The sequence below is a fragment of the Bradyrhizobium sp. GW821-FHT12B03 genome, assembly GCF_058807535.1.
The window spans coordinates 174,297-200,981 of sequence record NZ_JBXAQU010000010.1 but is presented as its reverse complement, the minus strand read 5'-3'; the positions used below and the strand labels follow the sequence as shown (position 1 = coordinate 200,981).

23 protein-coding genes and 1 tRNA gene are annotated in these 26,685 nt (G+C 63.0%); 14 read left to right on the top strand and 10 right to left on the bottom strand.

Going from position 1 to position 26,685, the window contains the following annotated elements; translation table 11 throughout:
* Positions 1 to 19: 19 nt before the first annotated feature.
* Complete coding sequence (locus AC1RUR_RS20765) at positions 20 to 1,351, top strand: hypothetical protein (protein ID WP_492847321.1); 1,332 nt, start codon at positions 20 to 22, stop codon at positions 1,349 to 1,351.
* Positions 1,348 to 2,673 carry a hypothetical protein gene (locus tag AC1RUR_RS20760; protein WP_492847319.1) on the top strand — a complete coding sequence of 442 codons (1,326 nt, stop codon included), beginning with the start codon at positions 1,348 to 1,350 and terminating at the stop codon, positions 2,671 to 2,673. Before AC1RUR_RS20765 ends, AC1RUR_RS20760 begins: the two co-directional genes overlap by 4 nt.
* 2 nt (positions 2,674 to 2,675) lie before the next feature.
* On the opposite strand, the gene AC1RUR_RS20755 is transcribed toward AC1RUR_RS20760, so the two are convergent.
* Complete coding sequence (locus AC1RUR_RS20755) at positions 2,676 to 4,199, bottom strand: hypothetical protein (protein ID WP_492847317.1); 1,524 nt, start codon at positions 4,197 to 4,199, stop codon at positions 2,676 to 2,678.
* A gap of 246 nt (positions 4,200 to 4,445) precedes the next feature.
* Positions 4,446 to 4,534, bottom strand: a tRNA-Leu gene (locus tag AC1RUR_RS20750).
* Positions 4,535 to 4,707: 173 nt separating this feature from the next.
* Here AC1RUR_RS20750 and AC1RUR_RS20745 point away from each other — a divergent pair.
* On the top strand, positions 4,708 to 5,151 hold the full coding sequence (locus AC1RUR_RS20745) for a twin-arginine translocation pathway signal (RefSeq protein WP_492847315.1): 444 nt from the start codon (positions 4,708 to 4,710) through the stop codon (positions 5,149 to 5,151).
* A gap of 10 nt (positions 5,152 to 5,161) precedes the next feature.
* On the opposite strand, the gene AC1RUR_RS20740 is transcribed toward AC1RUR_RS20745, so the two are convergent.
* A complete protein-coding gene (locus AC1RUR_RS20740; RefSeq protein WP_492847313.1) occupies positions 5,162 to 6,364 on the bottom strand; it encodes an FAD-dependent monooxygenase in 1,203 nt (400 codons plus the stop codon).
* Between the two features lie 19 nt (positions 6,365 to 6,383).
* On the bottom strand, positions 6,384 to 6,629 hold the full coding sequence (locus AC1RUR_RS20735) for a zinc-finger domain-containing protein (RefSeq protein WP_007602543.1): 246 nt from the start codon (positions 6,627 to 6,629) through the stop codon (positions 6,384 to 6,386).
* A 318-nt stretch (positions 6,630 to 6,947) separates the two neighbouring features.
* On the opposite strand from AC1RUR_RS20735, the gene AC1RUR_RS20730 reads away from it, so the two are divergent.
* Positions 6,948 to 8,084, top strand: coding sequence for a hypothetical protein (locus AC1RUR_RS20730; RefSeq protein ID WP_492847311.1), 1,137 nt, complete (start codon positions 6,948 to 6,950; stop codon positions 8,082 to 8,084).
* 38 nt (positions 8,085 to 8,122) lie between these two features.
* Complete coding sequence (locus tag AC1RUR_RS20725) at positions 8,123 to 8,878, top strand: alpha/beta fold hydrolase (protein ID WP_492847309.1); 756 nt, start codon at positions 8,123 to 8,125, stop codon at positions 8,876 to 8,878.
* Here the strand turns inward: AC1RUR_RS20725 and AC1RUR_RS20720 are convergent.
* Positions 8,836 to 10,236: a hypothetical protein gene (locus AC1RUR_RS20720; protein ID WP_492847307.1), complete on the bottom strand. Its 1,401-nt coding sequence runs from the start codon at positions 10,234 to 10,236 to the stop codon at positions 8,836 to 8,838. The two genes, AC1RUR_RS20725 and AC1RUR_RS20720, sit on opposite strands and share 43 nt — an antisense overlap.
* A gap of 290 nt (positions 10,237 to 10,526) precedes the next feature.
* Here AC1RUR_RS20720 and cysE point away from each other — a divergent pair, with 290 nt between their 5' ends.
* Both cysE and AC1RUR_RS20710 read left to right on the top strand, forming a co-directional pair.
* Entirely contained in the window at positions 10,527 to 11,351 is an 825-nt protein-coding gene (gene cysE / locus AC1RUR_RS20715) for a serine O-acetyltransferase (protein WP_492847305.1), read from the top strand.
* Between the two features lie 149 nt (positions 11,352 to 11,500).
* Complete coding sequence (locus AC1RUR_RS20710) at positions 11,501 to 11,719, top strand: DUF3126 family protein (protein WP_007602550.1); 219 nt, start codon at positions 11,501 to 11,503, stop codon at positions 11,717 to 11,719.
* A gap of 105 nt (positions 11,720 to 11,824) precedes the next feature.
* On the opposite strand, the gene AC1RUR_RS20705 is transcribed toward AC1RUR_RS20710, so the two are convergent.
* Positions 11,825 to 12,733, bottom strand: a complete 909-nt coding sequence (locus AC1RUR_RS20705; protein WP_492847303.1) for a LysR family transcriptional regulator — start codon at positions 12,731 to 12,733, stop codon at positions 11,825 to 11,827.
* Positions 12,734 to 12,921: 188 nt separating this feature from the next.
* On the opposite strand from AC1RUR_RS20705, the gene AC1RUR_RS20700 reads away from it, so the two are divergent.
* The 6 genes from AC1RUR_RS20700 (at position 12,922) to AC1RUR_RS20675 (ending at position 19,741) form a co-directional block, all read left to right on the top strand.
* Positions 12,922 to 13,950, top strand: a complete 1,029-nt coding sequence (locus tag AC1RUR_RS20700; RefSeq protein ID WP_492847301.1) for a transporter substrate-binding domain-containing protein — start codon at positions 12,922 to 12,924, stop codon at positions 13,948 to 13,950.
* A gap of 48 nt (positions 13,951 to 13,998) precedes the next feature.
* Entirely contained in the window at positions 13,999 to 15,192 is a 1,194-nt protein-coding gene (locus AC1RUR_RS20695; RefSeq protein WP_492847299.1) for an ABC transporter permease subunit, read from the top strand.
* The gene (locus AC1RUR_RS20690; RefSeq protein ID WP_492847297.1) at positions 15,189 to 16,322 is read left to right on the top strand and encodes an amino acid ABC transporter permease; all 1,134 of its coding nucleotides are present in this window, start codon (positions 15,189 to 15,191) and stop codon (positions 16,320 to 16,322) included. Before AC1RUR_RS20695 ends, AC1RUR_RS20690 begins: the two co-directional genes overlap by 4 nt.
* Positions 16,319 to 17,113, top strand: coding sequence for an amino acid ABC transporter ATP-binding protein (locus AC1RUR_RS20685; RefSeq protein ID WP_492847295.1), 795 nt, complete (start codon positions 16,319 to 16,321; stop codon positions 17,111 to 17,113). The genes AC1RUR_RS20690 and AC1RUR_RS20685 overlap by 4 nt, the downstream gene beginning before the upstream one ends.
* Positions 17,114 to 17,177: 64 nt before the next feature.
* Positions 17,178 to 18,479 (top strand): serine hydroxymethyltransferase, encoded by a 1,302-nt coding sequence (gene glyA, locus AC1RUR_RS20680; RefSeq protein ID WP_492847293.1) that lies wholly within the window; start codon positions 17,178 to 17,180, stop codon positions 18,477 to 18,479.
* Between the two features lie 92 nt (positions 18,480 to 18,571).
* Positions 18,572 to 19,741, top strand: a complete 1,170-nt coding sequence (locus AC1RUR_RS20675) for an aminotransferase class V-fold PLP-dependent enzyme (RefSeq protein WP_492847291.1) — start codon at positions 18,572 to 18,574, stop codon at positions 19,739 to 19,741.
* 70 nt (positions 19,742 to 19,811) lie between these two features.
* On the opposite strand, the gene AC1RUR_RS20670 is transcribed toward AC1RUR_RS20675, so the two are convergent.
* Genes AC1RUR_RS20670 through AC1RUR_RS20655 form a run of 4 tightly spaced genes read right to left on the bottom strand, consistent with a single transcriptional unit; the run spans position 19,812 to position 25,997 of the window.
* Positions 19,812 to 21,479, bottom strand: coding sequence for a hypothetical protein (locus AC1RUR_RS20670; RefSeq protein ID WP_492847289.1), 1,668 nt, complete (start codon positions 21,477 to 21,479; stop codon positions 19,812 to 19,814).
* Positions 21,480 to 21,538: 59 nt separating this feature from the next.
* Positions 21,539 to 22,930 (bottom strand): hypothetical protein, encoded by a 1,392-nt coding sequence (locus tag AC1RUR_RS20665; RefSeq protein ID WP_492847288.1) that lies wholly within the window; start codon positions 22,928 to 22,930, stop codon positions 21,539 to 21,541.
* Positions 22,927 to 25,047 carry an ATP-binding protein gene (locus AC1RUR_RS20660; protein ID WP_492847286.1) on the bottom strand — a complete coding sequence of 707 codons (2,121 nt, stop codon included), beginning with the start codon at positions 25,045 to 25,047 and terminating at the stop codon, positions 22,927 to 22,929. Before AC1RUR_RS20660 ends, AC1RUR_RS20665 begins: the two co-directional genes overlap by 4 nt.
* Before the next feature lie 2 nt (positions 25,048 to 25,049).
* On the bottom strand, positions 25,050 to 25,997 hold the full coding sequence (locus AC1RUR_RS20655; RefSeq protein ID WP_492847284.1) for a DNA cytosine methyltransferase: 948 nt from the start codon (positions 25,995 to 25,997) through the stop codon (positions 25,050 to 25,052).
* 78 nt (positions 25,998 to 26,075) lie between these two features.
* Between AC1RUR_RS20655 and AC1RUR_RS20650 the strand changes: the two genes are divergently transcribed.
* Positions 26,076 to 26,510 carry a very short patch repair endonuclease gene (locus AC1RUR_RS20650; protein ID WP_492847282.1) on the top strand — a complete coding sequence of 145 codons (435 nt, stop codon included), beginning with the start codon at positions 26,076 to 26,078 and terminating at the stop codon, positions 26,508 to 26,510.
* Positions 26,511 to 26,685: the final 175 nt, after the last annotated feature.

Here is a 26,685-nt window from a genome sequence, read left to right as displayed (position 1 = left end):
GTAAGACAGGTATTTCGCGGTGTCCGACGTGACCGGTGCAGCACGATGGTTCGGTCCTTCGGTGGACATGACCGCGAGGCGGAACATCTGGCTTGCCTGCCTGATCGCGCTGACCGCGCTGCTGGTGCTCGGCAATCTCGTCAGCGACGCCACGCTCGACCTGAACTATGGCTGGGACGTTCGCGTCAATTGCGCCGCGGTCGATGCCCATGCCGGCGGGCTTGATCCCTACTTCGTCAAGAACCTGAAGGGCACCAGGTTTTCCTACCCCTATCTGCCGGTGACGCTCGACGTCTTTCGCCCCCTGTGTGCGGGCGGCTTTCTGGTCGATCACTACAGGAGCGTTTATCTCGTCCTCGCCGTGCTCTGCGGCCTGCTCCTGCCTGGTCTCGGCCGGCCGCGCCCGAGCCTGCGCGATGTCGCGCTGAGGATGCTCTGCGCGTTCGGCGCGTTCGTCGGCTTCGAATGGGTCGCCGCGTCGGGGAATTTCGCGATCCTGGGCGGCGTGCTGACCGCGGCCGCGCTGAAGCTCCTGCTGCGCCCGCCGGCATCTGGCGCACAGGACGACCGCAGCTTCTCCCTTCGCCTTGCCGGCGCCGCGCTGCTCGGCCTCGTGACGTCATTCAAGCTGGTGTTCTGTCCCTTGCTCGCCGCGCTCTATTTCCTGCCGTTGCCGCGCGGCCGCAAGCTGGCGCTGATCGCGATGGCGGTGTTCGGCTTCGCCTTGCCGATCCTGGTCTCGCGGGTGTTCTACGCCGACCTGTTCTCGAGCTGGCTGCTTGCGATTGCGGGGCAGATCCCCAATCAGCATTCCGTCGATCTCGTGGAGCTCAATCCGTCGCTGCTGCTGCTGGCGCGCAGCCTCATGGACCATGCCGGCCTTGGTGACAGCAAGCCGGCGATGTTCGCGACCTATGCGCTCGGCGTGTCCGCGCTCGTGCTGGTGCCGTTCGTCCTGTCCGTCCTGCGCGCGGTCGGGAGCGGAGCGGTGCGGGGAGGGGGATCGTTTCTGACGCGGCTGGATCGCTGGCTGATGGACCACCCCAGCGCGGCCGCGCGCGTCACGGTGCTCGCGATGTTTGCGCTTTATGTCAGCTCGCCGCGGCTCAAGGAATATGCCTTCTTCGAACTCGCGCTCTATGCCGCGATCCTCGTCGCCGATCTTCCGGCCCTGGCCCTCGCCGCCGTTCTCTCCGTCGCTCTCCTCGTGCCCGGTCTGATCTCGATGACGGGGCATACGATCGAGGGCGGCTTCAGCCTGCTCATTGTCGCGCTGACATGCTTCTGGATCCTGCTGCTCGATTTTCGCGCCGAACCGATGCGCCTCGAGCCGGATGGCACGCAGCCATGACGAGCATCGCCTCGTCCGCAGATGCCGGGCCCCTTGCCGCGAACGCGTCGGGAAGCAGCTGGCCGACCCGCATCATCCTGGTCGCTGCCGTGGTGCTCGTCGCCACATCCGTCGCCGTCGATCTCGGCGCGGACGAGACGTTCGGCTGGGACATGCGGGTGAACTGCGTGGCAGTGGATGCGCACCTTGCGGGGCTCGACCCCTATTTCGTCAAGAACCTGAAGGACACCAAGCTGTCCTACCCCTATCTTCCCGTCACTCTCGATGCCTTTCGGCCGCTCTGCGCCGGCGGGTTTCTCGTTGCCTATTACAAGCCGATCTATCTTGTCCTTGCGGTCATCTGCGCGCTGCTGCTGCCGGGTCTCGGCAAGATCCGCCGACGCGTGCGGGACGTCGTGCTGCGGAGCGCGTTCGCGCTCGGCGGTTTCCTCGGCTTCGATTGGGTCATTGCGACCGGCAATTTCGAGATCCTGAGCGGCTTGCTGACGGCCGCCTCGCTGGCATTATTGCTGCGTCCCGCGCAGTCGGAGGACGGAGGCGGCGCGAGCCTCTTGCCGCAACTCGCCGGCGCGGCCTTGCTCGGCCTCGTCACCGCGTTCAAGCTGGTGTTTGTCCCGGTGCTTGCCGCGCTCTATTTCCTGCCGCAACCAAGACCTCGCAAGCTCGCCCTGATCGCGGTCGCGGCGGGCATGTTCGCCCTGCCGATCCTGGCTTCGCTGGTGTTCTACCCGGATCTGTTTCGGAGCTGGCTGGGTGCGATCCTCGGCCAGATCCCCGGACAGCATTCGCCCGTGAACGAGGTCAATCCGTCGCTGCTCCTCGTTGCGATGACGCTTGCAGGCCGCATCGGGCTTGCCGACAGCAAGCTGGTCGTGGTCAGCCTCTATGGGTTCATCGCGGTCACGCTCGTGCTCGCGCCGTTCGCGGTCTCCGTGTGGCACATGGTCGGGTCGCAGGGCCGGGCCGGCAAGCTCTCGCTGCTTCAGGCACTCGACGACTGGCTCGTGGATCATCCCGGCGCCGCGATGCGCATCACCGTGCTTGCGATGTACGCGCTCTATCTCTGCACGCCCAGACCGAAGGAGTACACCTTCTTCCAGGTGGCGCTCTACGCGGCCGTTCTCGTCATTGACCTGCCTGCGCTGATGATGGTGGCCGTGCTGACGGTCGCGGTCGCCATCCCGACCCTGGCATCAGCCGCGGTGACCGCGTTCATGGGCGGATATGGCCAGCTCACGATCGCGCTAATCTGTTTCTGGCTTCTGCTGCCGCGCCGGCCGTCAGGTCACCTGGCACAGCTGCACGAGGCGCAGCGGACGTAATCCTACCTTGACGCGGCCGCGTTGGGGCCCTCGAGCGAGGAGGCCGGCTGCGCGGTGTAGAGGCTCATATACGCTCCTGTGTAGTCCTCTCTCCAGCCCCTTCGGCCGACGAGGAATTGCCTCAGCTGCTCATGGCCCCTGACCCAGAGCACCGCATCGATCCGATATTTCCTGATCACCGTATCCCAGGCGGTCTCGTCGATCTCCCAGCGAACCAGCTTGAGATAGTCGCGGAGCAGCTCGTCCGGATAGGCGGTCGCCGCCCGGCCGTCGACGAACAGCGGCACCGAGCCGTGCGTCCGGAAGATCAGGAGCCCGCCCGCGTTCCAATGGTTCAGCACGCGCGAATGCGTGAAATGCGTCCGCAGATAGCCGGCATCCTCGTCCGAGAGCATGTCCGGCAGCGCGAGGGCCGGTCTCACCTGCATGAAAGCAAGCGGCAGCACCAGGACACCCACGAGTCCGGCTGCCAGCATTGCGAGCCTTATGTCGAAACTCGCAAGGCGTCGGGGCAACAGCCGGTCGACGTGAAGCGCCATCGGGACCGTCGAGAAGATGAAGAAGAACGCGGCGTACCTGAACTGATAGAGGCCGAGCAACAGGAACAGCCATGCGAGCACGCGCGGCTCCAATGGAATGGGCTTTGAGTTTCGGTAGCGCAGCTCAAGCGCAATGAACGTCAATGCATAGGCGATGCCGGGAATGCTTCCCGGTATCTCCATGTTGTGGAAATAGGGGCGCCATTCGCCGATATTGGCCTGGATGAAGTGACCCAGCGTCGCCATCACGCCGTCGTAGATGTGCCATCCCAGCGGATTGACGAAGATCGCGGCGAAACATCCCACACCCGCGAGGCAGTCATGCCCGAAGTTCGCCCAGTCCCGCCGCAGCAAGGCTATCCCGCCGAAGACGCCGATGATGGGAAAGGCGAGCATGAAGCCGCCATGCAGGTTGACCCAGAGGACCATGATCACCGGCAACAGGTACCATCTGCGCCGCCGCAGGCATTCCCCGTAGAAGATGACCGCGAACAGCATGGTCGCGATATTGGGCGACGCCGCCAGGTACGTGTTGGGCGCCGCCTCGTAGCAGGGATAGAGCAGGCATGCGGTGAAGACGGTGATGCAGACGGCCGCGGGCGATGCGCCGCTGCTCAAGCCTGAGAACGTGAGATATGCGACGATGATCGCGCCGCAGGCGACGACCATCAGGACGATCCCCGCGAAGCCGGCGTGCTGGTACAGCACGCTGGCAATCACGTCCCACAGCCACGACAGATTATACCATCGCTTGTCTGCCAGGGTGAAAGCCCATGGATCCTGAAACGGGACCGCGCCGCGTTCCCTGATCAGGTCGCCGGCGGCGATGTGCCAGCCGAGGTCGTAATGGCCCAGCTGAACCGGCCCGTTGGACACGTAGAACACCGACAGGAAAGCGATCAGGAAGAGGTAGATCTCGCGCCCATGCAGGTAGCGTCCGAACGCCCCGGCAATCCCGGACCGGGACCAATTCTCGCGCGCGTCCATGAGAGCTCTCACCATCGAAGCCGGTCGCCCCAAGCCCCGCGTTTCCCCGAGATCCGCGGCGACGGACGCAGACCTCATTCGCTTTAGAGGAAGACGATCTAAGGTGGAGTAAAGGTTGGTGACGGCTGGCGGGTCCTGCCAGCGGGACGGCGCGCTGGTAAACGAATGATTGCGCGTAGCGGTGTGCGTGACGGGCGTGAGACGCCTGCAGACCCTGCCGCCCGCGCCCGGCGCCGTCAGCTCTCGTGGTGCGGGCAGCCGGGGTCGAACCGGCACAGCGCTTGCGCACCGAGGGATTTTAAGTCCCTTGCGTCTACCAATTCCGCCATGCCCGCTTGATCCAACGAGATCAAACACTTAAGTCCAGCTCCGGCCGTCTGGAATTGGTACTTCGCGGGCCGGGTGGACGGTTCTTCCTTAAGCGAGCCGGCCGCACAAGGCAAAGCCTCAATCCGGACATCTGTTGCTGCTTTAGGCATTCTCAATCCACGGGGACTATTCATCCGGCATGCCTGTCTCGTTTCTCTCCCGCTGCCGCCCCGCGCGCGCGCTGCTTCCGCTGTTCGCGCTCTGTGTGGCGCTCGCCGGCTGCGCGAGCGTCAGCGACACCATCAGCCCGGCCTTCGTCGATCCCGCCCGCTATGACCTCTGGGATTGCAAGCAACTCGCGCCCGAGCGCAGAAACCTCGTCAAGCGCATCGAGGAGCTCGAGCGGCTGATGGCGAAGGCCGAGACCGGGACGGGCGGCGTCGTGGTCGCAGAACTCGCCTATCGCAACGAATACATTGCCGCGCGGGGACAGCAGAAGCTGGTTGAGGAGACCTGGCGGAGGAACAGGTGCCGCGAGAGCGACATGGAGGCGGCGGCGCCGCCAGCTCAGCCGACGGTAGCACCGGCGCCGGCGAGCCCCGCCAAGCCGTCCAAGCTGAAGTCGCGTGGCGCCGTCAACTGACGGCCATGCCCTAAGCCCGCCAGCCGTAGATCCAGTCCTGCCGCGCCAGCATGCGTTCCGGACCGAGGGTGCGGATCGCAAGATCGCGCGCGACGGCGAGCGGCCCGCCGAGATGATAGATCCGGCCCTGCTGCCGCGCGGTTCGCTGCACCCGGCGCACGCGGGCCTGGCGCATCTGGCCATATTGCCTCAGCGCAGCGCTAATGCCCGCGGCGTTCTCGGCGACCTCGGGGCTGAGGTGCTGCGCGAGCACGGCGGCATCCTCGATCGCCATGCCGGCGCCTTGCGCGGCGAACGGCAGCATCGCGTGCACGGCGTCGCCGAGCAGCGCGACCGGGCCTTGGCTCCAGGGGCAGCCGTCCGGCACGCCGAACAGCGCCCATTTCCGCCAGCTGTCGACCGCGGCGAGCATCATCCGCGCTTGCGAGGGCCAGCGCGGCGCGGCGAAGGCATCCATCACCTCGCGCGGATCGCCCGATGTGCTCCAGCCCGGCCTGTTCCAGGTGCCCGGCAGCACCGCGACCACGTTGATCTGGCGTCCGCCTGCGATCGGATAGACGACGAGATGGGCGTTCGGACCCATCCACAGCTGGACCCGGCGCGCGGTAAAATCCTTCGGCAGCTGCGTGGCGTCGAGCGTGCCGCGCCAAGCGATCAGCCCGGAGAAGCGCGGCTGCACCTCGGGAAACAGATGCTGGCGAACCGTCGACCAGATGCCGTCGGCGCCGATCAGTGCGCTGGCAAGATCGCTGCGGCGGATCGTGCCGCTGCGATGGACCACCGTCAGTCCCTTGGCGTGAGGCGCGACGTCCTCGAAGGTCGCACCCAGCTTCAGGTCGATGTCGGGATGGTCGGCGACCGCGCCGGCGAGGGCGGATTGCAGATCCGCACGGTGCACCACCCAATAGGGCGCGCCGGCCCGCGCGGAGGCGGCTTCGCCGAGCGGCATGCGCAGGAGTTCGCCGCCGGCGCGCGCGCTCATGATCGAGACCGCCTCCGGGACGACGGCACGCAGCTTGAGCCGGTCGGCGAGGCCGAGCGCGACCAGCACGCGGCTCGCGTTGGGGGAGAGTTGCAGGCCGGCGCCGACTTCTTCGAGCTGCTCGGCCTTTTCCAGCACGACGATGCGGAAGCCGCGGGCGGCCAGCGCAAGCGCGGCCGTCAGTCCACCGATGCCGGCACCGGCAATGACAATCGTTCGGGAGAGCGCCACCCCTGACCGGTGGACGCGGTCAGGCCACCTTGTCCTTCAGGACGCATTCCGGCGGACGGGCTTCGCCGGCCTTCAGGTCGGCCGCGAAGCGGTACAGCGTCGAGCAGTAGGGGCAGATGATCTCGTTGTCGTTGCCGAGGTCGAGGAAGACGTGCGGATGGTCGAACGGAGGGTTGGCGCCCACGCACATGAACTCTTGCGAGCCGATCTCGATGACGGGAACACCGGCATCGTTATGGAAGTGCGGGACGACATGGTCGGACATCGTAACTCATCCTGGAGTGGCAGTGGCGGCAGACACAATCAACGCTGACGCGGTATCTTTTGAGACGCGGCGGACCATACTGGGGGGTACGGGTGATTGCTAGTCCAGTGGAACCGAAAGGTCCGCATTGCCCCATGCTCATTTGCTCATGCAAATTCGACACAATCTTGCGGCCTGAGAGAAGCCCTTCTTTCGTCGGGGACGTTGTGTCGCAATTTTGGCATACTATGTCTTGAACGCGTGCAATTGCGGCAAAAGACCAACCATCAGGCGCAAACGATCCAGGCAAACGATCTAGGAAACGTCCGGGCTCTTGGCATGAAGTGGCTGCGAATCAGCACAGCGTTGACCGGTATTGCCGCATGCGGTTTCCTGCTCGCGCAGGTAGCGCCGCACGCCCGCGAGGCCGGCGCGATTCTCGCCGCCCAGGATGATCCGGCCGTGCTGTCCGAGCTGAAGCTCGACGCCGTTCTGCGGCAAAACGACCGACTGGTTCAGGACAATATCGAGGCCGCGCTCGCCGCTGATGATGCCGATCTCGCCGACAGTTTTGTTGCGCTGGCGCGTGACCGCAACATCGCGCTGCCCGACGACCTCCTCGCCCGCGTGGGTGATGCGGTCAAGGACGAAAACTCCACCTCGCATTTTGCCAAGCGCTTCGCCACCGGGCTCGTCACCGGCAGCGCCGACGATGTCGCGAGCCTGTCGGGGACGGTCGCCGGCGATCTCTTCGTGATCGGTGACATCAGGGACGTGGTCCGGGAAGGCAAGCATCTCGCCATGGGCGAGGACACCGACCGCCTGGTGCTGGGCCTTGCCGCCGCGGGCCTCGCGGTGACGGCCGTGACCTATGTGTCGGTCGGCGGCGCGGCACCGGTACGTGCCGGCCTGTCGCTGGTCAAGGATGCGCGGAAAGTCGGACGGCTGGGCGAGGGGCTTGCCGCCTGGGCCGGCCGGTCCGCGCGCGAGATCGTCGATACGCCGAGGCTCCAGAACGCGGTTGCGTCGGGCTCCGTGCTGCGGCCGGGCGAGACGGTGAGCGCGATCAAGGCCGCGTTCCGCGCCGAGAAGGCCGGTGCGCTGGTCCGGCTCGGCAAGGACGTCACGCGCGTGGCCGAGAAGACCGGCACGCGCGGCGCCATGGATACGCTGCGTATTGCCGAGGGCCCCAAGGACGTCGCCCGCGCGGCGCGGCTTGCGGAAGCGCAAGGCGGCAAGACCCGCGCGATCATGAAGCTTCTGGGCCGCGGCGCGCTGCTGCTCGTCGGCGGCATGTTCGATCTGGCGCTCTGGCTGTTCGGGGCGGCACTGACGCTGTTCGGCCTGCTATCCTCGATCAAGGCCACCACCGAGCGTCTGACTCAAGCCTGGTGCGATCGCAGACGAGCGCGGAGGCTGCGCCGGGCGCAGGTCGCTGCCGAAGCCGCTCTGGCGAACACGGCCGCCACGGCCTAAGATCAATCCTCCCCCCACAACGACTTGCGGAACTGATGATGCCGAGCTTTCACAACGGCGCTGTTGAAATTGCCTATCTCGACGAAGGCGAGGGCGACCCGATCATCCTGGTGCACGGTTTTGCCTCCAGCAAGAACGTGAACTGGGTCTATCCGACCTGGGTCTCGGAGCTGCGCAAGAACGGCCGCCGCGTCATCGCGCTCGACAATCGCGGCCATGGCGAAAGCGCAAAGCTCTACGAGCCCGCGCAATATTCCATTCCCACCATGGCCGGCGACGTGCTCGCGCTGATGGATCATCTCGCCATCCCGCAGGCCGACATCATGGGCTATTCGATGGGCGGGCGGATGACGGCCTGGCTCGGCCTCAACGAGCCGCAGCGCCTGCGCTCGGCGATCCTCGGCGGCATCGGCATCGGTGGCCTGATCGAGGGCACCGGGCCCGGCGAGAACGTCGCCAAGGCGCTGGAAGCGCCTGCGCTCGACGACGTCACCGATCCCGTCGGCCGCACCTTCCGCGCGTTTGCCGATCAGACCCGTTCGGACCGTAAGGCGCTTGCGGCGTGCCTGCGCGGCACGCGCGAGCTCATGACGAAGGAGCAGGCCGCGCGCATCGACGTGCCCGTGCTGATTGCGGTCGGCTCGACCGACGACGTCGCGGGCTCCGCCAGCGCGCTCGGCGCCATCATTCCTGGCTCTGAAGTGCTCGATATTCCCGGCCGCGATCACATGCGCGCCGTCGGCGACAAGGTCTACAAGACAGGCGTGCTGGATTTCCTGTCGCGGCGGGGCTGAGTCTCGTCGCCGAACCTCCGCCCCACCGCCATCAGCACCACGAAGGTCGCAACCCACACCATCCGCGCGCCGTAGCGGTCGTGCGGACCGGAGATCACCGCGCAGATGAAGGCGTTGCCGAGCAGCGCCAGCGTCACGGTTGCCGCCAGCAGCGTCAGATCGTCCAGCCGGCGGTTCGCGAGCGCGCGCGCGAGCAGCGCGACCAGTCCCAGCATCGAGACCAGCGCGACGGGAACGTGCAGCCAGTTGACGTATTTGAAATCGAGGCCCCAGTTCTGCTGGCGCGCCGCGCGCATCGGCGCCGCCTGCGCAGGGATGTAGCGCTCGATGATGCCGCGGGTGTGGGGAATCCAGCCATTGGTGCCTTCGCCGGTCGCCACATGCAGCAATTGCTGGCCCATCGCCCGCAACGCCGCGCCGGCCTGCCAGGCCGGATAGTCGGCGAGCGATTGCACGACGATGGTGCTCATCTCGTCGTTCATGCCCTCGAACCGGCCGAGCGTGTTGAACATGCTGTTGCCCCACAGGAATTCGTCGGCGGTCGCCGGCAATTCGTGGCGATAGGGGCAGAGCTTGAGTTTTTCGCGCGGGCAATGGTCGCTCAGATAACGCGCGACGATGCCGTCCTGCATCATGCGTCCGAAGGCGACGCCGTAGCCGCCGGGCGTCCAGGCCCATTTGCCCGACAGCGCATGGTTCGCCGACACCAGCATCGCTCCGCCCACGACGATGGTCAGGCTCGCCTGCGTCAATCCGGCCAACGGCAGGCGCGCACCGAGGAACGGCCGCATCATCCAGCCGGCGACGCAGAGCCCGAGCAGCACGCCGAGCGTGGCGCTGTGGGTCGCGGCGGCGAAGGCGGTGAAGACGAACAGCGCGGCTTTTTCGAGCGTTGACGTTCGCTGTCCACCGACGACCAGCAGGAACAGCGACAACACCGACAGCCCCGCAAAAATGTCGGTGAGCAGCATGCTGGCGAGCCAGGGCAGCGCGGTCGACAGGATCAGCAGCAGGCTGATCGCGACGAAGCGGAACGTCTGCATCATCGAGAGCACGCGCAAGGTCAGCTGGAGCAGCCACAGCGTCGCCAGCGACTGGACCGCGAGGTTGATCCAGAAGCCGAAGCTTTCGCCATAGTGCAGATAGAGGCCGAACACGGTGGACCGGCTCGGGACGAGATAGCCCTCGTACCAGCGCGCCAGATAGCCGCCGGTATCCCATTGCAACAGCGGATAGCCGTTCCAGACCGCCGGCGCGATCATCAGGAGGGGCAAGAGAACGGGCAAGGCCAGAGCTGCGAGCCGCAGCCAGAAGGTATCAGCGGCGCGCGCGCGCAAATGGTCGGTGGTGGTGGTCAAATCCGCTCCGTCGTCGCTAGCGACCATGCCTGCAATAAGGGTCGGGAGAGAATTCACCAATAGTTTGACGCTGTCCGGCTTGAATTTGCCAAAACCCTGACCATTTTGAGCCAACCTTGCCGTCCGGGGGCGCCAGAAGAAACCATTGTGTTTCAACGCGTTGGCGTGTTTTCGTGGGGCAAGGTGCTGTTCACTCTCAGGCAAGCCCGTCAGGACTTTGTCGCCTAGACTGTGCTATAGAACCCGCAAAACGCGCTCATTCGAAAGAGCAGATCCCAGAGAGAAAATCCATGGCAGTGCATCAGGTCAATCCGGGAGGAAAGCTCGCATCGCTCGATCCGATCTGGGACCGGATCCGGGGCGAAGCGGAGGACATCGTCCGTCGCGAGCCGGAGCTGGCGACCTTCATCTATTCGGCGGTGCTGCATCACAGCCGTCTGGAAGATTCGGTGATCCACCGCGTCGCCGAGCGGCTCGATCACTCCGCGCTGTCGGGCGACCTTGTGCGCCAGGCTTACATGGAGGCGCTGCGCGAGGATCCCGATCTCGGCAACGCCTTCCGCGCCGATCTTGTTGCCGTCTACGACCGCGATCCCGCGACCTCGCGCTTCATCGATCCCTTGCTCTACTTCAAGGGCTTTCACGCCATCCAGACCCATCGCCTCGCGCACTGGCTCTGGCTGAAGGGCCGCAAGGATTTTGCATATTATCTCCAGAGCCGCGCCTCAGCGGTGTTCCAGACCGACATCAATCCCGCCGCGCGCATCGGCCGCGGTATCTTCCTCGACCATGCCACCGGCTTCGTCTGCGGCGAGACCGCTGTCATCGAGGACGACGTCTCGATCCTGCACGGCGTCACGCTCGGCGGCACCGGCAAGGAGAACGAGGACCGTCATCCCAAGATTCGCCACGGCGTGCTGATCGGCGCCGGCGCAAAAATCCTCGGCAATATCGAGATCGGCCATTGCGCGCGTATCGCTGCGGGCTCGGTCGTGGTGAAGCCGGTGCCGCACAACGTCACTGTCGCGGGCGTGCCCGCCAAGATCGTCGGCGAAGCCGGCTGCGCCGAGCCGTCGCGCACCATGGATCAGATGATCAACGCCATGGGGCTTTGATATGGGGCTTTGATACGGGGCTCTGAGCTTTTGAGAGGGCCGGATTCTCCGGCCCTTCTCGTCCCCAAATTCTTTGGCAATTGATGCTGGCGGTTCGTCGCGTCTCGTCCTAAAACCCCGCCAACCCAGATTTCGATTGGAGACTTGCCGTGGACGTCAAGGAAGTAAGGAAGCTCGACGCGTATCTGAAGCGCGTATTCGGCAATCCCAAGATCCGCGTCGTGCCGCGGCCGAAGAAGGACGATTCCGCCGAGGTCTATATCGGCGAGGAATTCATCGGCGTGCTGTTCGTCGACGACGAGGACGACGATCGCTCGTTCCAGTTCCAGATGGCGATCCTCGAGGACGATCTCGTCGATCAGGAATAGTTGTTGCTTTTCACCTCGCCCCGCTTGCGGGGCGAGGGAGCGCAGCGACTCCGCGGAGCGACTCTGGATTGCTTCGCTTCGCTCGCAATGACGAAGATCAGCTTCTCACCGCCGGGCCGTCATCGACGCCGCCACCGCGCGAAGCTCGCCGACGAATTCGGCGATCGCCGGATTGCGTCTTTCACCGGTGCGAAACGCCACGAATATCCGCCGTGTGATGATCGGCCGGATCTCCTTGAGGCGCAGCGTGCCGATATGATCGCGCCCGCGTAGCCCCGGATTGATCGAGACCGAGCAGCCCGCCTCGACCATGGCCCGGACCACTTCAAAGCTGTGGCAGCGGGCATTGACGATGGGATCGAAGCCGGCATTGCGGCAGGCACCGACGATCACGTCCGAATAGGTGGCGGACGTCGTGTCGAGAACCCATCGCTCCGTCGCAAGCTCGGGCAAGGTGAGGTGAGGCCGTTCGGCGAGCGGATGATCGCGCGGCAGCAGGACGTGGAGATGGTCGTCGAGAAGATGCAGCATCTCGACCTGCGTCTCCGACAGGCTCGCCGACGTGGTGAGGTCGTCGACAATCGCGACATCCGTCTGCCAGGCGCGCAGGGCGGCGAGACTGTCGTCGGGCTCCAGCTCCTCGAAGATCGTCGCCAGATCCGGGAAGCGCGCCGACATCGCGCGGATCGTCGGCGGGATGAGCGACGCGGCGACGGAGGGAAACGCCGAGACGCGCAACTCGCCGGCGACGGTCTTCTTCAGCTCCGCAAGGTCGGTCTTCGCTTCCTCCAGGATGCCGATGACCCTCCCGGCGTGATCCACCAGTCGCTGTCCTGCCGGCGTCAGCCGCACGCCGCGGCCCCTGCGTTCGACCAATTCGACTCCGGTCTCGTCCTCGAGCTGCGCGATTTGCTGCGAAACGGCCGACGGAGAGATCAGCAGGGCTTCGGCCACCGCTGCCATTGTTTTTCGCAGCGAAAGCTCACGAAGGGTGCGGAGTCGGGCGAAATCCATCCGTTAGCTCCAACAAGTGCCCAGACAACAATCATGCATATTGTCTAATGTATATCGCAAAATTAATTAAGTAGACCAGAATTGTTTTGCCCCTGTAGCCTTCATGTCCAGAGCAGTCCCGGCCTTTCACAAGAAGAGCAGATCCCAGGCCCGGCTGACATGAGTGACGACAACAGAGGGGTTCTCGGATGGCTCGTTCCAAATTTCTGGTCGCTGCACTCGCCGCAGCGTCGCTGTGGACATCAGGCGTATCCGCCACCGTCCTCGACAACGTCAAGCAGCGCGGCGTCCTGAATTGCGGCACCGACAACACGGCTCCTGGCTTCGGCTACCTCAACACCAAGACCGGCAAGATCGAAGGTCTCGACGCCGATTTCTGCCGCGCCATGGCAGCGGCGGTTCTCGGCGACGCCGGCAAGGTCAACTTCGTCATCGTCACCGACAAGAGCCGCTTCAACGCCTTGCAGACCGGACAGGCTGACGTCGTCTTTGCACATACGACCGTCAAGCCCGTGCGCGAATCTGCGATCGGAATCGACTTCCTGCCGATCAATTTCTACGACGGCACCGGCATGATGGTGAAGGCGGCGTCCGGTGTGAAATCCGTCGCGGAGCTGGACGGCGCGACGATCTGCACGACGCAGGGCTCCGGCACCGAAGCCACGCTCGCCGCCTTCGTTCGCCAGCGCGGCTTCAAGACCACGAAGGTTCTCACCTTCGAGAATCTCGAGAAGCTGTTTGGCGCGCTCCAGAGTGATCGCTGCAATGCGATGTCGACGGACAAATCCGCTCTTGCGGCCTGGCGCGGCAACTCCGGCAAGCCGGACGATTACACGATCCTGCCCGAGACGCTGAACAAGTCGCCGTTCGCCGGCTTCGTCATCGCCAACGATTCCAGATGGCGCAATCTGCTGCGCTGGGCGACCTTCGCGTTGTTCCAGGCGGAAGAATGGGACATCACCTCAGCCAATCTTGCCGACAGGATGAAGGACGAGAGCGCGTTCGTGCAGAAATTCCTCGGCGCGAAGGACGGGTTTGGCAAGGACTTTGGTGTCGCCGACGATTTCGTCGCCAGCATGATCAAGTCGGTCGGCAATTACGGCGAGATCTACGACCGTAACCTTGGGCCCAAGACGCCGTACTTCATCGATCGTGCCGGCACGCCCAACGCGATGTGGACCAAGGGCGGCGCCGAGTACTCGCCTCCGTGGAACTGAGCACATGGGGCGAGCCTGACAGGCTCGCCTCGATCTCGGGAGGGCGTCGTGAGCACAGAGATCGCCGAATATCACAGCATCCCGCCGGCGCGTCGCGGCCTGCTGATCGCGTCCAAATGGCTGTTGCAGGCTGCGATCGTGACCGTGGCGGCCGGACTCGTCATCTGGCTCGGCCTCGCGGTCCGGGAGGCGCTCGCCCGCAAGGGCATCCAGTTCTCGTTCGGCTATCTCGGCAATGTCGCGAATTTCAGTCTCAGTGAAGGCTTCGTCCTGTCACGCGAGGGCAACTGGCCGGTTCTCGAGCTCTTCTCGCCCTCACACAGCAATCTCCAGGCGCTGCTGGCAGGCCTGTGGAATTCGCTGAAGGTCGCGCTCTCGGCGATCGTCCTGTGCACGATGTTCGGGACGCTGGTCGGCATCGGCCGGCTCTCGACGAACTGGCTGGTGCGCAACCTCTGCTTTGGATGGGTCGAAGCCATACGCAACACGCCGCTGCTGATCCAGATCGTGTTCTGGTATTTTGCGGTGGTGCTGCGGTTTCCACCCGCCAACGCCGCTTCGAACTGGTTCGGCGGCCTCCTTGCCAGTCGTTCGGGTGTGTTCTTTCCTGGCCTTGCGATCTCCGAGCGCGCCGGCGCTGCGTCCTGGGGATTGCTCGCCACCGCCTTCGCCTTGCTCGTCGCCTGCGCGGCTTTGCGCGGGCTGCGACTCCGGTTGACCCTGTTGGCAGCGGCGATCTCGACGCTCATTGCATCCGCCTTGGTCGGCTTCCCTCTTGGTCTCGATCTGCCGGTCGCCACTCGCTTCGGCGCGCGCGGAGGCTTTGCCATTTCACCCGAAATGACGGCGCTTCTCATCGCGATCGTCGTCAACAGCTCCGCCTATGTCGCCGAGATCGTCCGCGGCGCGATCGAGGCCCTGCCGAAGGGGCAATGGGAAGCGTCTGCCTCGCTCGGCTTGTCACGGTCTCACACGCTGCGCGACATCATCCTGCCGCAGGTCTTCCGGATCGTCCTGCCGTCCCTCGCCAACCGGTACATCAGCCTGACGAAGGATACCTCGCTCGGGATCGCGATCGGCTTCCCTGATCTGTTCAACGTCTACGGCACCGTCTCGAACCAGACCGGGCGAAACCTCGAAGGCGTCGTGATCGTGATGCTGACCTACCTCGCGCTGAGCTGGATCATCAGCGCCTGCGTCAACGGCGTCAACGCGCGCGTGAACGGACGGAGGACACGATGACCACGGTCGCGCTGCGGTGGGTCCATCGCAATCTCTTCGCCAAGCCGTTCGATGCCGCGCTTTCGCTTGTCATCATCCCGGTGCTGGCCTGGGCGGTCTATGCCCTTGGCTATTGGGCGCTGGTCGACGCGCGTTGGCAGGTCGTCGGCGGCAGCTTCAAGGTGCTGATGACCGGCATCTATCCCGCCGACCAGCTGTGGCGGGCATGGTTCTCCGTCGCGACCCTCTGCATGATGTTCGGCGCGGGCCTCGGCCTTTCGGTCCGACCGGGGCGAGCCGCGATCACGGTCGTCGCATTGGTCGTGACGTTGATTGGCGTCACGCTCGCGGTCGCCATTGACGTGCATTCGGGCATGCTGGCTGCCACCAGCGCTGTGCTCGGCATCGCGGCATGGGGCGGTACCCATCATGCGGCTTTGGACCAACGCATCGTGCTGTCAGCACTTCTTGCGGGCGTCGTCGCAATCTTCGTCGTGCTCTCGCCGCCAGGCTTCGAGGTCTGGGGCGGACTGTTGCTCAGCGTCGTCCTGACGATCGCTGTCTCGATCCTGACCCTGCCTTTCGGAATCCTGCTTGCGCTCGGCCGGCAAAGCCGGATCACCAGCCTGCGCGTGATTTCGACCGCCTATATCGAGACGATGCGGTCGGTGCCGTTGATCCTCGTCGTCTACTGGATCTGGATCATCGTGCCGCTGCTGGCGCCGGATACGTCCGTGCCGGGGCTGCTGCGCGGCATGGCCGGCTTCGCCCTGTTCTTCGCGGCCTATGTCGCCGAATATGTCCGCAGCGGACTTCAGGCGGTGCCAAGGGGCCAGATCGAGGCGGCACGCTCGCTCGCGATGAGCAGCTGGACGCTCAATGTCGACATCGTCCTGCCGCAGGCGCTGCGGGTCGTCGTTCCCTCGCTGGTCGGACAGATCCTCGACATCTTCAACGGCGCAACGCTGGTCTTCATCATCGGTCTGACCGATTTCCTGCGCGCCGGGCAAATGATTCTGGCCGATCCGCAGAACAGCGGCCGGACCTACGAGATCTACGTCTTCCTGTTCGCCGTCTATCTCGCCATCGGCGGGGCGATCACCTACGCCTCGCGCCGCCTCGAAGCCCATCTCGCAAGGGGATCACGATGAACGCCATCCAGATTCCGGAAGCCACGGCATCACGCGACGTTATCGTCAGTATCGGCCACCTCAACAAATCCTTTGGGGCGTTTCATGTCCTGAAGGATGTCGATCTCGACGTCGGACGCGGCGAAGTCGTCGTCATCATCGGCGCGAGCGGCTCGGGGAAGTCGACCTTGATCCGCTGTGTCAACGGTCTGGAGATGTACCAGAGCGGGCGCCTGACCGTGGACGGCTTCAACATGCCGACGGAGGCCGATCGTGCGATCGGCGGCGAGAAGGAACTGGCGAGGATCCGCAAGGGCGTCGGCATGGTGTTCCAGCAGTTCAATCTGTTCCCGCATATGAGCGCGATCGACAACGTCGCAATTGCGCCGATCCGTGTTCGCGGCCGCAAGCCGGACGAGGCGAGGGCGAACGCGTTGCGCCTGCTCGACCGGGTGGGCTTGCGCGATCACGCCCACAAGCTTCCGGCCCAGCTCTCCGGCGGTCAGCAGCAGCGCGTCGCAATCGCCCGGTCGCTGGCAATGGAACCGCACATCATGCTGTTCGATGAGCCGACCTCGGCGCTCGATCCCGAGATGGTCGGCGAGGTGCTCGACGTCATGCGCGAGCTCGCCCGCGAAGGCATGACGATGATGATCGTGACCCACGAGATGGGCTTCGCCCGCGAGGTCGCCGACCGCGTCGTCTACATCGATCACGGACGCATCCTGGAGATCGGCACGCCCGCGCAGATATTCGACCGGCCGACGCACGAGCGAACCAAGACCTTTCTCTCCCGCGTGCTTCGTCACTGACGAAGGCGCGGCCGCCTCGCAGAACGAGCGCGGCATTCCGATCACTTAGAAAAAAGGATGACACATGTCACTTTCGACGGGCACCGCTTCAGCCCAGCCGGCCGACGTCAACTGGCACAGCTTCTTTGGCGCCGATGCCCACCAGGTCGGCGCCGACGTCGTCGCGCTGATCGATCAGGATCGCAAGAGGGAGGCGCTGTCCCTCAACATGATCGCGTCCGCCTCCTATGCGCCGCTCGGCCTGCGCCAGATCGAGGGGACTCATCTCGTCAACCGCGCCCCGATGGGGCTGCCCGGTCGTCGCAGCGTCGCCAATTGCGAAGAACTCGACGCGATCGAGAACCTCGCGATCACCAGGGCGAAGGCGATCTTCGGCGCCGAATACGTCAACGTGCAGGCGCTGTCCTCGACCATCGCCAATGTCGCCGTCCTGCGCGCGATCCTGCCTCCCGAAGGCGCGCGGCTGCTCACCTTCGACGAACTGGCCGGCGGCCATGTCAGCCACGGCGCGATGCGTCACATCACGGGCGCGAACCGCGAGGTGGTTTCCTTCGGTGTGACCAGCACCGGCGCGGTCGACTTGGACCAGGCCCGCGACCTCGCGCGCAGGACGAAGCCGCATGTCCTGCTCGCCGGCCCGTCTTCGTATCCGCGCGAGATCGACTTCGCCGCACTGAAGTCCATCGCCGACGAGGTCGGGGCGCTTCTCTTCACCGACATTGCCCATGTCGCGGGGCTGATCGCGGCCGGCCTCCATGCCAATCCCGTTCCGTTCTCCGACGTGTCCACGAGCTCGACGCAGAAGACCTTGTGCGGGCCGCGCAACGGCGCCTTCGTCTTCGCCAGGGAGCGCTTCGGCGCCGTCATCGACGCCGCGATCTATCCCGGCCTGCAAGGCCCGGCAGCCTCGAACATGATCGCGGCGCGGGCCGTGCAGATGGAGATGATTACCCGTCCGGCCTTCGCGCAGCTCATGCGTGACGTCGTCGCGAATGCAAAGGCTTTCGCCGCGGGCCTGGAGGAGGGCGGCATCGCGCTTTACACCGGGGGCACGGACTCGCACATGATCATGGCCTACACCGGTGAGAGCTGGACGCAGCCGCAATTGGTTGCGGGACTCGGTGCTTACGGGGTCATCGGCAACGCCATGCGCGCGCCGGGGCCATCAGGCGAACCACGCACCGCGTTCCGGTTCGGCAGCGTCGCGCTGACGATCCGCGGCTTCGATCCGGCCGAGGCGAGGAAACTCGGCCACGAGGTCGCGGAGATCTTGCGCGCCGGCCCAAGCGCTCCCGTCGATCCCGCGCGTCTTCGCAGGCTGAGGGATCTGGCCAACGCCCACCCCATTCCGTCCTTTGTCGACTGATCCGGCGCGCAGCCGGCGTGAAACGCCCGGGTGGTCCTGCCCGGGCGTCTCCGTCCTCGACAAAGACAAAAACGCCAGGAGAGCCATTCGTCATGAGCCGCCACTACGACGTTGCTGCGGTCCGCAGCCAGTTTCCCGTGACCGAGCGCCTGCTCTATCTCGATTCCGCCCACCAGACGCCGCTCGCAACCAGCGTTCGCGAGGCGCTGCTCGGGTTTTATCGGGAAGGCAGTGAGCTGGCGGGCCCCAAGCCGGTCTGGCTCGACCGTGTCGAACAGGTTCGTGCCCGGGTGGCAAAGCTCCTCAACGCGGCGCCGGGCGAGATCGCGTTCACCAAGAACACTTCCGAGGGTATGAACATTGCCGCCAACTCGTTGCCGCTGGCGGCGGGCGACAATGTGCTCCTCGTCGAAGGGGACCATCCCAACAACGCGTATGCTTTCCTCAATCTTCGACGCAAGGGAGTTGAGGTCCGCTTCGTGCCGCTGACGGGCGCGACGGCACGGGCCGAGATGTTCGCGCCCCATATCGATGCGCGCACGCGCGCAATCTCGCTCTCGCATGTCACCTTTCACGCAGGACACCGTTTTGATATCGACGGCATCGGCGCGCTCTGCGCGCAGAACGGGCTCTACTTCGTCGTCGACGCGATGCAGTCGATCGGTGTCGTCCCGCTCGACGCTGCGAAGAGCGGAGCAAGCCTGATCGGGGCGGGCTGCCACAAGGGGCTGCTGGTGCCGCAGGGCCTCGGCATCCTCTATTGCCGGCAGGGTCTCGACGAGCTCCAGCCGGCCTATCTCGCCATGTCCAGCCTGGCGCATCCGCCGGGCGACTACATCGCGCGGGCCGACAACATGACGCCGAAGGCGGGCGCCGGCCGGTTCGAGATCGGCAACCTCAACCTGCCGGATATCCACGCGCTCGACGCCTCGCTCGCGCTGATCGAGAGCGTCGGTCTATCCGCCATCGAGGCGCATCTCTACGATCTCGGCGACCGCCTGATCGAGCGCATCGATGATCTCGGCATCCGTCTCGTGGGTCCGCGCGAGCGTGCCGATCGCTCGCCGCACATCTACGTGCTGGATTTGCCCGCGGATGCGTGGGCCGATTATCTGGCCAGCCGGAATGTGCGCGTGTCTCCGGAGCGCGACGGCATCCGCGTGTCCTTCGGCCTGTTCAACACCGTCGACGATGTCGACCGGTTCGCACGGATACTTGACGAGCGCGGCGCTTTGCCGGCCCGCGCAGGCGCGGCCGCCTGAAGCTCGCGGCGAGGTGCCTTGATGCTTCAATGCCGATCGGCTTCGGGCCGCGCCGCGAAGCGGTCGCGCCTCATAGCACTGACACGCAAACATCTAATCCGCGGACCTTATAGGTGACATCCTCGGGGCGATCATAGGACACCAAAGATCCACCGCCGTTGAACTGGCGCTCCAACTCCGACAGAGGATCGGCGGCTTGATTCTCGTCGATCCGCATGCGCGCAACTTCGGGCCATGCGACCCAGGCAGCGCGCTCATCAAGTTTGTCATTCAACGTGAAACGCAACGCGTAGCGTGGGACAACCATAAGGATAGGTTGCTTCGATTCAGAAGCTTTATTCCCCATTCCCAACGCCTTCGCGACCTGTCTTGCATTCCGGCCCGCGATCCAGTCGGCGGTGCGCTCAACCCAATCATTCGCCTTGAGAAGATTTAGCCTCCGGCTTTCGCGTTCCTTCGGAGACATGCCGTATACATCCGGCCATTTCAGCTGAATCAACGCAAGCGAGCCGGTCTCGCGATCGAGAATAGCTGCATCCACGTCTGTGATATGGCTGCCGTCACTGCGGCGGAGCGTCATGCCATGATCGGGTACGTAGAACCGCGGTTCGCGGAATTGATCCATGATGTCTCTACGAAAATACTTCTCGCGCCCATCGACCGCTTTGTCCCAATCGCGGGTATGTCTCAGGCGCAACGTCCGGACTAGGCCGCAGACAGGATTGAGGAGCCCGCCAAACAGGGGAAGGAGAAACCAGCCATCGCCAATATCGACATAGAAAGGAGCTGGTATCTCATGATGATGCTGCCAGGGTCCGATTGACTGTGCATCGAGAGCCAAGTGCGAGATAGTGGCGTTCGCATGTTTTGGACGTTCTCCGGCTTCGATCCACACCGCGCGGGCATCTTTCTGTAGCACAGGCACCGTCAGCAGGTTCCGGATCGACAGCGCGGGAAACCGCGTCTTGAGACGCGAAGCGTATGCGACGTGATTGGACACCCGACCGAGCGCCGCCACACAGATCCCACGCCATTCCGCGAATGGTCGGCCACCGATCATGGCTTCGTGAGGTAGGGCTTCGGCTTCGATGCAGCCAAGTACCTCAATCATCGCGAATTTCCGGTGAGCCTCTAGGAGGTCAGGATGACCTTCGTAACTGATGAACCAACCGTCATGCACGCTGGAAGTCGCGTCCAGAAGATCTTCGATGTACTTCCTGTCGAGTAGTGGTCCCTGCATGCGGGCAACGCGGCGCTTAGTTTCGTGTGTGAGCCAGCGTGCGGCGTAACGGTCCATGAGTTCCCCGACACCAGCCTGCATCTCCATCCGTATGGTTGCCGCATCGATCATTTCGCTTCGTGACAAGCCGTAACGCTCCATGGCGGCAAAGCGCTGCAAGCGGGCAAGCGTGCCGAACTCAAAGAGCATCGAGTCAATCCAGCGGGCGGTTTGAGGCGCGGACGGATTGAAGGGCAGCCCCTTACCTCCCTTCATCAGTGGCAGGAAGGTGGCAAGCGCGGGCGCAACGCCATTGAGGATCAGCCGCAGCTCATCCAAGGCCTCTTCATCCAGAGAATCGGGGCCTTCCGATGAACAGTGAATAATATACGCCGCGTAGTCGGCAGAGCGGACAATCTCGATGACGGCTTCCCGTTCGCGCCCGTTCCACGCCTCGCGGACGTGCGCTTGCAGTTCCGCGAATTTCTGCTGCAAGAGAGGTTCGGCAACGGCCGCCATCGGTGCATTCCACTAGAGGTATGGCGCCAGCTCCGATCTTGCCAAGCTTGTTGACGAGTTCAGGCCAACGAGACGTATCCTACGCGTGAGCCATACGACATATGCGGGCTACGAACGGCGCTTGTTGGAAGCTCCCGCAATCTGAACCAGGGAGAAAACCAACGGAGCTGGGCTGATGCGTTCAATGTTGTTTTCAAGGCATGATGAAACACAAGCTTGACCTCATCGGCCGAAAATCCTTGTAGGGGCCATCTCAATGCTAAGGTCTGCGTGGCAGGAGGCAGCAATGTAACAGCTTCACCGCTGGTCTTTGTTCGGGGAAGGCTCAGCTTTGGCACGACAAGACCGCCAACAAGATGAGCATTGTAGCGCTTGCGCTGCGCAACGTCACAAACAGGAGAAATTTCAAGCATGATGGGTCGGACCGCGCCGTACCAGGTATCAACCACCGGCGCATTCGTGGCTCTTTTTGCGGAGCAAAGCAGCTGTTCCAGGTGGTCGCGAGTTACCCCGAACACGGACAGGAAGCTGTCGATGTCTGACACTGCGTAGACCGTACCAGGTCCAAATGGTATCGCGTTGGCGGAATGCTCAGTTGTCAAAAGAAAACTGTTCATTTTTGGCGCGACGCTTGCCTTTGTGTTGCTGCTTGGCGGCTGGGCCAGCCAAACACCGTGCTCAGCCAGCACGGGTTCGCCGTGCGCATGCTCGAGTTGGTCTGCGAGCAACTGGGAGAGGATCGCCACAACGTTAGCTGGAGCATTGTCCGGCGTAAGCTCTCCCTCACTCTGCGCCTCTGTCAACCGTTGCAGCACCTCCTTCATGTGGGCGTCGGTCAATTCAGGATTTGTGTCACCTGCCGACTCCTCGGCCAGATCCGTTAGGCTTGCCATCAATGCTGCATTCGCGTCTTTGACCAGACCATCCCACGTCCACAGTAGTCCTATAGCCGGTTGACCACCAAGCGTATCCGCGACCTGTTGCCGTAGGCGTTCAGTCCAGTCTCCGGTCCTTTCTTCCTTTTTGGGTTTGTCCATTTCAAGGAATACAAGGCGGTTTTTGAACTTGGGCTCCGCTTCGAGCAGGGTGCGCTTAAACAATTCACTTTCGGTCTCCTGGTCATCGGGAGGCACACTATTTTCGGCAACTTTATCGTCGGCGTATTTGCTCCAGATAACGACGACCACCGGCGCGGTATTGGTAGATACGGTCTTAATGAAAACGTTCGCGGTATGGGATGCTGCATCCTTCCCAAGACTGTTAGTGAGGTGCAAGTCGAGAAACACGAGCTGAAGCCGTGTGAATGGCTGCGGCGGAAGGTGATCGAGGCTCGCCCCCTGAATCCAGACGGCACTAATATAAAGGGCGTTCAACGCGTTCAGGATGCTGTTGTAATCATCCGGTTCGTCGTCAATTACGCAGACCGATGGCGAAGCAAGTTGATCGATCATGATGTTTCCAAAAATTGAAGGGCGACAACCGCTCCATCAATCTGGTCGGGAAGATCGATGTCGCCCTCGCTGGGAAAAACAATGCGTCCGTTGCTTACGCGCATAACCTCACTGACAATATACAGTCCCAGGCCCATGCCGCCTGCACGGCGCGTAAAGAAGGGCGCGACAAGGTCTTCAGGATCATCTTTGCCGAACCCAGGGCCGTTATCTCCGACGATGATCGCCGGACCTTCCTCTATATCCTTTGTTGTGCCGATATAGAGATACTTCTGTTTTGGGTTTCTAGTCTCCAGCCAATGGATGCTGTTGTCGATCAGGTTGGTGATCGACGCAATCAGCATCTGTTTGGAGCCTTTCACCTGGAAGTCTGGACAGCCGTTTTCCACGCCGTTGACGAGCGTGATATGATGGCGCTTAAGTCTAATCTCCGCGCTAAAGATCGCTTCCTTGATAAGGATGCTGGCTGACGTTTTGCCTGGATTGGGGTTCTTAAGCAGGTTCGTGACCGGCCGCATCGCACGATAGAGACGATCGACAAGCTCTTTGATCCGTTCGGGATCGGCTCCGCGGTTTGTTGCCGCCCTCAGTTCATCGAGTATTTTTTCAGCGCCGTGAAGCATCATGCCGATGGTGAGACCAGGCACGGCTGCATGAAGAAGCTGGTCGCGGTAGATTTCCATCTCTTTCTCGGCGGCTTTCAGCTTCGGCTCGACTTCCGCGAGAACACCTTTGCGCTCCAGCACCTCGCGCACCTCGGCGAGCTTCTCGAAAACACGTTTGCCGGTACCCTTGCCGAGGACCTCGCGCAGTTTGCGCTGATCCTTGCTTTTCTCGGCTTCGACCTGCGTAAGGACGCTGATCACCGCCGACCGGAAGTCCTCGAAAGCCTCATTCTCGATGAATCCCTCGCGATTGGTCTTTTCCCGCAGATCGCCGCTCTCGGTCGCTTCAAGCCGCAGAGCGCCCAGAATTTGATTGTTGCTGGTGCGTGCGGTCGGTGTGTTGACGCGGCGGATGTCGAGATTGAGCCAGTCGTTGCCAGGCTCGCCAAAGTCGTATACGCGGATTCCGTCACGATAAATGCGTATACCGCCGTTCTCATCCAGATAGTCTTTAAGGCCCTTCACATCGTCCGTTACATCGCGGAGAACCGCAGGGTCACGGTCGAAAAGCCAGAAATCGAAAGTCACCTTGCCGATCTTGTGACCAGACAGATCAAGCGGGACATATACCCGTCGCTTACGTTCGCCGTCACCTTCGCTTTCTTTCTGTAGCGTGACTTCGACGCCCTTCTCAGTGTGTTTTGTAAGCTGCTTTGAATATCCAGGCGGCGGCGTGAACGTATAGTCAAACTTTCCAGACTTTGCCTCGAACGATCCTCTCACGTGATAGAGGGCGCACTTGTTGGCATCCTCGGCCGTGAAGAGATTTCTGAGCCACTCCTCATGGTCGGGGATCGAGAGCATAACTTCAAAATCTTCGGGTCCCTTGAAGGGCGAGCAAAGGCTGTTGACGGCGCGGTGGAGACGTCGTGCCTGGCCTCGGCTCCAGGTCTCTCTGAGCCGCGTTATTTCGAAGCATGTGCCGTGCTGGTTGCCTTTAAAGGTTTCCGGCTTCCGATCTTGCAGTTCGACGCCAGCGCTTTCCAGATCGGCTGCGCTTTCAATTGCGTCCCAATCAAAGTTGAGAACCAGTTCCTCGCCCCCACGCCGCCGCGTGATAAGGCGGATGGAACGTCCGAGCTTGTGTGCCGACAACCGGCCGAGGCCCTTTTCTCCGAGTGGAAAGCGGTGAAATTTTTTCGTGCGCCTGTCCTCCTTGCGCTGCAACGCACGGAAGTCTGTCGCGATCATCATCCACACATCGCGTAGGGTATCTTCGTCCATCCCGCTGCCGTCGTCCTCGACGATGATCCGTGCCTTTGAGGGTTCGGTGGGATGTTCGAGCGTGACAGCGCATACAGTTGCATCAGCATCATATGCATTTTTTACAAGCTCGAAGACGGCTAGGTTGGCGTCCTTGATGAGCTGATCGCCAAGCAACGTGAGGAGGCGCGGGCGCACCCTGAAGACAAGCTTGTCGCTGTCACCTCTTTTTCGGACCGCACCGGCCATGGTCACCCTGAAGTTATGGTCTCGACAATCGCCTCCATCACCGGCGGACAGACGCCGTTGCCGAGAATTTTGATCTTCTCGCGGCGCGAGCCGTGGTTCATGACATAGTCGGTCTTGAACCCCATCGCGCGCCGCAGTTCCGGAACCTGAAGCATGCGCATCTGGTGCCCGTGATCGCCAGGCTCCACCAGGGCGAAACGGTCAACGGTGGTAATGGTGCGCAGCGGACGGTCCAGCCTCTGCCAGCCGCCGCAGCCGTCGGTTCCGTAGTAGACAAGGAGGAAGCTGGCACGTCTGCCAAGCTCGGCAAAGCCCCTTTCCGCCCTTTCCAGAGTCGGTTTGGCCCGTTTTGGGCTGAAAAGCTCGCTGGTCCCCCAGATGCCCTGGGGGTCCAGGATGTCGCTGACGGTCCTGCGCTTCCGGCGAGGCTGCTTGATCGTGGCCACGGGCCCTTCGAGGTCGCAGACGACGAACAGCCGTCGACGGCTCTGCGCCACCCCGAAGTCGGAGGCATCCAGAACAAATTCGGTCAGGTTGTAGCCAAGATCCTCCAGCGCCTCTTTGAGTTCGTCGTAGCGTGACCAGGGGCGCATATGGACGACGTTTTCGAGGATGAGCCAGCGCGGCTTGAACTCCCTGGCAAAGCGAAGCGCCTGCATGGCGGTGGCACGGCTCTTCTCCGACCGCGGCGCGGAGCCTTTGGCGCAGGTGTGGTTGGTACATTCCGGTGAGGCCAGAAGCAGGTCGATGTCCCCGATGGAGTCGTGCAGCTTTCGGGGATTGATGTTTTCCAGTGCCTTTGTGATGGTGGTGGCTTCTGGAAAATTCTCCCCATATGTGGCGGTGGCCACTTCACAAAGATCAATACCGCAGACAATTTCGGCTCCGGCGTTGCGTGCACCATAGCTGCTGCCGCCCCCGCCGCTGAAAATGTCAAGTGTCCTGGTCATTCTATCCCCAGCGATTTGAAGCGAGGCCAGGCTACCAGGTCGGATTCGATCTGACCAGGCGGTAAATGGAGCCGGACGATGGATGTTTTGACACCGCGGCAAAGAAGCCACTGCATGTCGCAGATACGCGGCAGGGACACCAAACCCGAAATGGTTCTCAGGCAGGCGCTTTGGTCGGCCGGACTTCGCTACCGGTTGCACGCAAGGTTGATTGGGCGTCCGGATATCGTGTTCAGTCGGTCCCGTGTGGCCGTATTCTGCGACGGGTGCTTCTGGCATGGATGCCCTGAGCACAGCGTCAAGCCGAGGACCAATAGCCTTTTCTGGCTTACCAAGCTTGAGAAAAACAAAGCTCGTGATGAGAGGGTTGTAGCGGCGTTGAAGGCCGAAGGATGGACCGTCTTGCGATTTTGGGAGCACGAGATTGAGGAAGACGCGGCAAAGGTCGCCAAACGTGTTATGCGCGCCGTGAGAAAGCCTAGTGCACGTGGGCGCAGGCGGTCACCGCCGTAAAATCTCGCGCCGTATCGCGAACCCTGCCATGCTGGCATCATGCCCCTGTTTTGCCCGACGGGTCAAGCTAAAATTCGAAAAAGACGAAATAGAGGAATTACCAAGCCACGGCAGACGCTTGGCTACTGTGCATGGGGTTGTTTTCGAGATTGTTGGTGCGGAGAGAGAGCGGGCC